At 68.8% G+C, this 5,319-nt stretch carries 5 protein-coding genes; 2 read left to right on the plus strand and 3 right to left on the minus strand.

Annotated elements, in window-relative coordinates; translation table 11 throughout:
* Positions 1-227 precede the first annotated feature (227 nt).
* The gene (locus tag V7E09_RS14200) at positions 228-1,067 is read left to right on the plus strand and encodes an aldo/keto reductase (protein WP_324509532.1); all 840 of its coding nucleotides are present in this window, start codon (positions 228-230) and stop codon (positions 1,065-1,067) included.
* Between the two features lie 13 nt (positions 1,068-1,080).
* On the opposite strand, the gene V7E09_RS14205 is transcribed toward V7E09_RS14200, so the two are convergent.
* From V7E09_RS14205 to V7E09_RS14215, 3 genes are read right to left on the minus strand one after another with little or no spacing between them, the layout of a single operon-like run.
* Entirely contained in the window at positions 1,081-2,130 is a 1,050-nt protein-coding gene (locus V7E09_RS14205) for a D-2-hydroxyacid dehydrogenase (protein ID WP_324523580.1), read from the minus strand.
* Positions 2,127-2,768: an RraA family protein gene (locus tag V7E09_RS14210; RefSeq protein WP_324509534.1), complete on the minus strand. Its 642-nt coding sequence runs from the start codon at positions 2,766-2,768 to the stop codon at positions 2,127-2,129. The genes V7E09_RS14205 and V7E09_RS14210 overlap by 4 nt, the downstream gene beginning before the upstream one ends.
* 20 nt (positions 2,769-2,788) lie before the next feature.
* Complete coding sequence (locus V7E09_RS14215) at positions 2,789-4,063, minus strand: Glu/Leu/Phe/Val family dehydrogenase (protein ID WP_324509535.1); 1,275 nt, start codon at positions 4,061-4,063, stop codon at positions 2,789-2,791.
* Between the two features lie 480 nt (positions 4,064-4,543).
* On the opposite strand from V7E09_RS14215, the gene V7E09_RS14220 reads away from it, so the two are divergent.
* On the plus strand, positions 4,544-5,319 hold a 776-nt coding region (locus V7E09_RS14220; RefSeq protein ID WP_324523581.1), incomplete at its 3' end, for an MFS transporter.

Here is a 5,319-nt window from a genome sequence, read left to right on the forward strand (position 1 = left end):
GTGGACGTGATCAAAGCCCAGCGGGCGGCGCTGCTACGGGCCCGCAGCGAACTCGCGGTCGACGGGGAGGTGCTCGACACGGCGCTGCGCCGCCTGGACGCGTCTCAGATCGAGTGGGAGATCAGGCGCGGCAAGGCCGTATGACGGCGCCCGCTGCGACGCCATCGTCCGGGGTCGCCGACCGGCGAGGATCTAGGCTGGAGGCCAGCGAAAGGAAGGAAACGACCATGACCCTGGCACCCCCCGTGTCGGCAGGACGCGACCTGGCGTTACCCGCCATCGGGTTCGGCACGTACGGACTCAACGGTCTCCCGGCCCTCGACGTCATCCATCGCGCCATGGAGGCGGGCTACCGCCTGTTCGATTCGGCGTTCAACTACGAAAACGAGGGGGCGGTCGGCGCGGCGGTGCGCAGCGCCTCGATCCCGCGCGACGACGTGCTGGTCACTTCGAAGCTGCCAGGAAGGCATCACCGCTACGTCGAGGCCCTGGCCACCGTGGAGGAGAGTCTGCTGCGCACCGGACTGGACCATCTGGATCTGTACCTGATCCATTGGCCGAACCCGAACGTGGGCCTGTACGTCGAGGCCTGGCGTGCGCTGATCGAGGCGCGCGATCGTGGCCTGGTGCGCCACATCGGTGTCAGCAACTTCCTGCCCGCGCACCTCACTCGCCTCATCGAGGAGACCGGGGTGGCGCCCGAGGTCAACCAGGTCGAGCTCCACCCCTACTTCCAGCAAGGCCAGCAGCGTGCCTTCGATCGCGAGCACGGCATCATCACGCAAGCGTGGAGTCCCCTGGGGCGAGCCACCGACCTCCTCGGCGATCCGGTGCTGGCCGGGATCGCCGACAAACACCGGATCACCGTCCCGCAGGTGGTGCTGCGCTGGCACACGCTGATCGGATCGATCCCGCTGCCGAAGTCCGCGGACCCGCACCGGCAGGCTGCCAACCTCAACGTCGCGGGCATCGAGTTGGACGAAACAGACCTGATCGCCATCGCGGGCCTGGACCGGTACGACGGCCGGATCTGGGGTCAGGACCCGGCCGTGTACGAGGAGTTCTGAGGCATCGTAGAGGTCAGTAGAACTCCACGGTGTTGATCCGGTTCGTCATCGGCGTTCCGGCCAGGAAGTGCGTCGCGTTGCGGGCGAACAGTTCCGCGATGCGGCGCTCCTCCGAATCGGTCAGAGCCGCTGTGTGGGGGCTCACCAGCACCCCAGGGTGGGTCCACAGCGGGCTGTCGGCGGGCAGCGGCTCCTGCGCGAAGACGTCCAAGACGGCGCAGCCGACCCTGCCGCTGTCCAACGCACCGAGGAGGGCGGACTCGTCGACGACGGTGCCTCGACCGACGTTGACGACCGTGGCCCCCGGTCGCAGGGCCGAGAGGAGCCGTTGGCCCACGAGGCCCTCGGTCGCGGGGGTGCCGGGCAGCGTGGTGACCACCGCGTCGATGTCGGCGCCGTCGGCGATCGCCTCGTCGAGGGTCAGCACGCGCGTCACCCCGGCCACGTCGGTGTCGTCCTGGCTGACGCCCCAGACGCGGGCACCGAGGGCGGACAACTTCGCGGCCACCTGCCGCCCGATCCCACCCAGCCCCAGCACGAGGACCGTCTGGTCGCTGACCTGGCCCATCGCCCAGCGGCCCGACCACAAGCGTTCCCGCTGCTGATGGATCAACAGCGGAAGCGACTTGGCGCCTGCGAGGACGCCGAACACGGCGAACTCCGCCAGCGCCGACCCATGCACTCCGGAGGAGTTGGTGAACGTGATCCGGTCGAGGTCGGCGCGGGTCAGGCCGGCCCGGCGCACTTGCTCGCTCCCTCCCGCCGCCATCGTCTGCACCCAACGCAAGGATGCGTTGGCCTCGACGGCACGGCGCAGGGCCGCGGGATCCACATCGGGGATGCCGTAGAGGATGTCGGAGGAACCGACCAGGTCGTCATAGCGGGCCTGCTGCTCCGGCGTCCGGCGGAACGAGGGATCCCCGGAGAAGTCGGCGGGGAACCGCATGGGCGGCAGCAGTTCCGGGTCGTAGCGCAGGTCCAGGCGCGGCTCGAGGCGGGCGATGAGCGCCACGGTCTCGGGAGCGATGGGGGCCGCCATCGCGACGGTGGGGCGAGGATTCATGATCGTGCTCCTGAGTTGTCGGCGCGCAGTTGCGCAGCCTCGGCGTCCTTGCTGATTTCGAGGGCCCTGACCTCGGCCACGGCTCGCAGTGCTTCGTCGGCGCGAGCCGGGGGGATGACGATGATGCCGTCCGCGTCCCCCACGACGATGTCGCCCGGCTGGACGACCACGCCTCCAAGAGCGATCGGCTCGCCGATGGTCCCCGGACCGTTCTTCCAGGGGCCGGCAGGGGTGCGTCCCCGGGAGAAGACGGGGAACCGGAGCGAGGCGATGATGTCGGCGTCCCGGGCGCAGCCGTCGATGATGGCTCCGGTGGCGCCGAACACATCGAAGCGCTGGGCGAGGTTGTCGCCCATGATCGCGCGTCCGGAGTATCCGGCGGCGTTGACGACGATGACGTCCCCAGGCTGGATGAGATCCAGTGCCTCGATGACGGCCAGGTTGTCGCCCGCCACCGTCATCACGGGCAGCGCCGTCCCGAGGATGCGCGCTCCGGGCCACAGCGGGGTGATGCCCGCGTCGACGATGTTGAGCCGTCCGGTGGCGTCTCCGAGATTGGCCACGGACTCCTCGGCGAAGGCCGCGACGAGGTCTGGGGCGGGGCGTTGCCAGGGTGGTGCGATGCGGATGTTGCTCATGGTGGTGTCCTCCTTCGGGATCAGGGGTGGAGCCCGCGGCTCTCGTGGGCCTGGGTGACGCGTTCGACGGCGGTGAGCATCGCCGCCTGACGCAGGGTTCGGCCGTGGGAGTCGGCCGCCTTGACGACGTCCTCCCAGGCGGCGAGCATCCGCTCCTTGAGCCGCTCCTCGACCAGAGCGAGCGGCCAGCGGTAGGTCTGGTTGGCCTGGGCCCACTCGAAGTAGGAGACGATGACACCGCCCGCGTTCGCGAGGATGTCGGGGACCACGAGCACGCCGCGGTCGCGGAGGATCGCGTCTGCGGCCACGGTGGTCGGTCCGTTCGCGCCCTCGACGATGATGCGGGCCGCGATGTCTCCCGCGTTGGCGTCGGTGATCACGCCCTCCACGGCGGCGGGGACGAGCAGGTCGACCGGCAGCGTCAGTAGCTGGTCGCGGTCGATCTCCTGCGCGCCGCGGAAGCCCCGCACGGTGCCGGTAGCGTCCACGTGGGCGCCGAGTGCGGCGAAATCGATCCCGGCTTCGCTGTGGATCGCTGCGAACTGGTCGCTGACCGCGACCACGCGGATGCCCGCCTCGGCCAGGAACTCGGCCGCGCCACGGCCCACCTTGCCGTACCCCTGGACGGCGGCCGTGGTCCGCTCCGGCTTCATGCCCTTGTAGGCCAACGCGGCCAAGGCGACGTGGGCGACGCCGCGGGAGGTGGCGCTGGCCCGCCCGAGGGAGCCCCCGAGGATGACGGGCTTGCCGGTCACCACGCCCGCGACCGTGTAGCCACGGGTAGCGGAGTAGGTGTCCATCATCCAGGCCATGGTCTGCGCGTCGGTCCCGATGTCCGGGGCGGGGATGTCGCGTTCGGGGCCGATGATGGGGCTGATCTCGCTGGTGTAGCGCCGCACGACGCGTTCCAGTTCGCGGGCGGAATAGCGGGACGGGTCGATGGTCACGCCGCCCTTGGCGCCGCCGTACGGGAGGTCCATCAGCGCGCACTTCCAGGTCATCCACATGGCGAGTGCGCGGACCTCATCGAGGGAGACGTCCGGGCTGAAGCGGACGCCGCCCTTAGCCGGGCCGCGAGAGTAGTTGTGTTGGACGCGGTATCCGTTCAGCACCTCGATGGTGCCGTCGTCGCGCCGCAGCGGAACCGCGACCGAGATTTCTCGGCGCGGTGCGCTCAACAGTTGCAGGGTCCCTTCGTCGTAGCCGAGGGTGGCGACCGCTTCGCCGAGCTGGTGAAGCGCGTCGTCGAGTGGGTTGGCCCGGCTGGCGCGGTGAACGGAGGGCGGTTCAGTCATGGTGGGAGGCATCGTTGCTCCTGATCCGGCGGATTGGATGAGAATCGGTTCTCATCTCGTGACTCGAGTCTGCCCCGGGTTCCGGCGGGGCGCAAGGGGGTTGTCCTGGCTGCGTCGAGTCTGTCTGTGTGTCGCGGAGTGGCCTTGTGGCTTGGGGTGGGGATGGTGTCAGAGCCGCGTGCTTCGCGGGCGGGGTCGCCACTAGTTGCCTGCAATGCGGCGATTCTTGACCGGTGAGAAAATCGGAGTCTATTCTCGTTTGCAATGCGAGTCACATCTCGTAGTCGGCGGTGAAGCGGGCGGGGCGTAAAGATGCGCAACGACAGGTTCGAGACGGTGGCCACAAGCGGCCGATCGGGCTCCGTGACACCGGCAACAGCAGACGGCCTTCGTCAGACGTGGCGTTCGGCCTCACCCGGCCCGATGGGGCCTTCCGCCATCACCACGAGTCGTTCAGACTCCCGTTCGGAGGTCAGACACATGAGTTCGACCGAGTCACTCGACGCCGCTGAGATTGAGCGCGTCACCCAGGACGGCCGCTTGGTCCGTCGCGTCACCGTTGCCGGCAGCATCGGTTCCTTTGTCGAGTGGTACGACTACGGCATCTACGGCCTGCTCACCACGTATCTCGCCATCAGCATCATGGGCGGCGGTGACGCGGGCAGCCTGCTGCTCACCAATATCGGCTTCCTGGTGAGCTTCATCGCACGTCCCTTCGGCAGCGTTCTCAGCGGCTATATCGGGGATCGCCTCGGGCGCAAGACCCTGCTGGCCACGCTCCTGCTGCTGATCTCCGCCTCCACCGCCTGCATCGGGTTGATCCCTTCGCATGAGGTCATCGGGGTCGCGGCGCCGATCCTCCTGTTGGCCCTGCGGGTCCTGCAGGGGGTCTCGGCCGGCGGCGAGGTCGCCGGTGCCATGGCGTTCGTGGGCGAGTATTCGCCCGATCACCGCCGGAACTTCAACATGTCGTTCATCGCTGTGGGGTCCTTCCTCGCCCTGATGACCGGTAGTGCGTTCTCTGCCACGCTCATCACGGTCCTGGGCGACGCCACGATGACCGCGTGGGCCTGGCGCGTCCCGTTCCTGGTCGCGGCCCCGCTCGGCTACATCGGCTTCTACATTCGCTCGCAGCTTGAGGAGACGCCGCATTTCGCCGCCCTCCGCGAGGCCAAGAGCGTGGAACGCAACCCCCTGCGCGCGGTGTTCACCTCCAAGGAGCACCTGCGGGCGATCGCGCTGACGATCTTCCTGCC

The organism is Propioniciclava sp. (assembly GCF_036744435.1).
Lineage (GTDB): Bacteria > Actinomycetota > Actinomycetes > Propionibacteriales > Propionibacteriaceae > Propioniciclava.

What these genes read in the sequence shown, in the direction of transcription:
- V7E09_RS14215 (WP_324509535.1), bottom strand. Translation starts at nt 4,063, where the DNA reads ATGACTGAACCGCCCTCCGTTCACCGCGCCAGCCGGGCCAACCCACTC.
- V7E09_RS14200 (WP_324509532.1), top strand. Translation starts at nt 228, where the DNA reads ATGACCCTGGCACCCCCCGTGTCGGCAGGACGCGACCTGGCGTTACCC.
- V7E09_RS14210 (WP_324509534.1), bottom strand. Translation starts at nt 2,768, where the DNA reads ATGAGCAACATCCGCATCGCACCACCCTGGCAACGCCCCGCCCCAGAC.
- V7E09_RS14205 (WP_324523580.1), bottom strand. Translation starts at nt 2,130, where the DNA reads ATGAATCCTCGCCCCACCGTCGCGATGGCGGCCCCCATCGCTCCCGAG.